This is a genomic window from Methylobacterium sp. B1 (assembly GCF_000333255.1).
Lineage (GTDB): Bacteria > Pseudomonadota > Alphaproteobacteria > Rhizobiales > Beijerinckiaceae > Methylobacterium > Methylobacterium fujisawaense.
Genome location: NZ_BACT01000985.1, coordinates 1 through 1,491, shown reverse-complemented (window position 1 = coordinate 1,491; position 1,491 = coordinate 1). Strand labels below are relative to the sequence as shown.

The window sequence follows — 1,491 nt, the reverse complement described above, 5'->3', positions numbered from 1 at the left end:
CACGGCGCCGGTGGGCAGCCCGTCGGAGGGGCGCGAATTGTACTTCTGGTCCTGATTGATCGACTGGAAATAGGCCCGGAAGATGAACGACGAGCCGTCGACCAGGATCACCTGATCGCCGGGGCCCACGGACTTAATTTCGGGCTTCGCGTCGGTCATGGGCTCAGGCGGCTCGGGGCGATCAGGAATCGGGCGCGCGGGCGAGTTCGGCGCGGCGGGCCGCGACGAGAACGGGCAACTCGTGGTGGACGGTGAGCCAGACGATGTCCAGCGTCACCCGGTGATAGCTGTGGCGATAGACGTTGCCCGCATCCGCGATCTGTCGCCACGGCACGTCCGCATACCGGTCCTTCGTCTCGGCGCTCAATCGGCGGCTCGCCTCCGAGACGATCTCCAGGCAACGCATGACTGCGAAGTGCGTGCGCTCGTCCGCCCCGAAAGTCTCGAGCGTGAACCCCGCCACAAAGCGAGCGGCACGCTCGGCGTTGGCGATGATGTCGGCGCAGGCGGTCCGCTCGCGCTCAGAAAGCGAAAACGGCATCGCGCTCTGCGTGCTTTCGGACCCGATCCTTGAGGGCCGCCCGGTCCGCCACGTCGACCCGGATCGGAAACAGATCATCGATGAAATGGCACAACCCGACATAGCCGAAGAGACCGCCGACGACGGGCGCATCGATGTCGATCAGCACGTCGAGGTCGCTATCGTCCCCGGCGTCCCCACGGGCGACCGAACCGAACAGCGCCGCATGCAGCACCCCGCGGCGGCGCAGTTCCGCTTCGTTCGTGCGGAGGATGTCGAGGGCGAGCTGCTTGTCCATGGCGGCGGGATCGGAGGGAATCGGCGGCCATCAGCATAGCAGAACCGCGGGGTTGGAGGATCAGGCCGCGAGCTCTTGCCCCAGAGCCTCCACCCGGCGCAGGTCGTCCACGAACGCCGCGTAGGCCTCTTCCTTCGCCTCGTCGGGCAGGCGCAGCAGGTAGGAGGGGTGGACCGTGATGAAGCCCTGGAAGCGGTTGTCGAACCGGTCGAACCGGAACGGGCCCCGCGCCCGGGTGATCGGGACGGCCTTGCCGGTCAGCGCCAGCACCGCGGTCGCGCCGAGGGCGACCACGAGCTTCGGAGCCACGAAGTCCAATTCCCGGTCCAGCCACCAGCGGTAATGGCTGACCTCGCCCGCCGTCGGCTTCTGGTGGATGCGGCGCTTACCGCGTTCCTCGAACTTGAAGTGCTTGACCGCATTCGTGAGGTAGCTCGCCCCACGGTCGATCCCGGCCTCCGCCATGGCGCGGGAGAGCAGTTGCCCCGCCGGTCCGACGAAGGGTCGGCCCTGCCGATCCTCCTGATCGCCGGGCTGCTCGCCCACGAAGGCGATCGTTGCGCCCACGGGCCCCTCGCCGAGCACGGCCTGGGTGGCGCCCGCGACCAGCGGCTCGGTCCGTCGGATGATCGCGTTCAGCTCCTCCAGGGTCTTCGGGTCCTGGTCGGCCATG

3 protein-coding genes are annotated in these 1,491 nt (G+C 68.1%); all 3 read right to left on the bottom strand.

All coding sequences use genetic code 11. The features are described from left to right. Nucleotides 1-181: 181 nt before the first annotated feature. The gene (locus tag I53_RS27380) at nucleotides 182-541 is read right to left on the bottom strand and encodes a DUF86 domain-containing protein (protein WP_043356926.1); all 360 of its coding nucleotides are present in this window, start codon (nucleotides 539-541) and stop codon (nucleotides 182-184) included. Further along, a complete protein-coding gene (locus I53_RS27375; protein ID WP_043356924.1) occupies nucleotides 522-818 on the bottom strand; it encodes a nucleotidyltransferase family protein in 297 nt (98 codons plus the stop codon). Before I53_RS27375 ends, I53_RS27380 begins: the two co-directional genes overlap by 20 nt. 60 nt (nucleotides 819-878) lie before the next feature. Then, nucleotides 879-1,491: UdgX family uracil-DNA binding protein (locus I53_RS27370; RefSeq protein WP_043356923.1), on the bottom strand; the 613-nt coding region annotated here is incomplete at its 5' end.

Coding starts and splice junctions, on each gene's coding strand:
- I53_RS27380 (WP_043356926.1), bottom strand. CDS start 541: ATGCCGTTTTCGCTTTCTGAGCGCGAGCGGACCGCCTGCGCCGACATC.
- I53_RS27375 (WP_043356924.1), bottom strand. CDS start 818: ATGGACAAGCAGCTCGCCCTCGACATCCTCCGCACGAACGAAGCGGAA.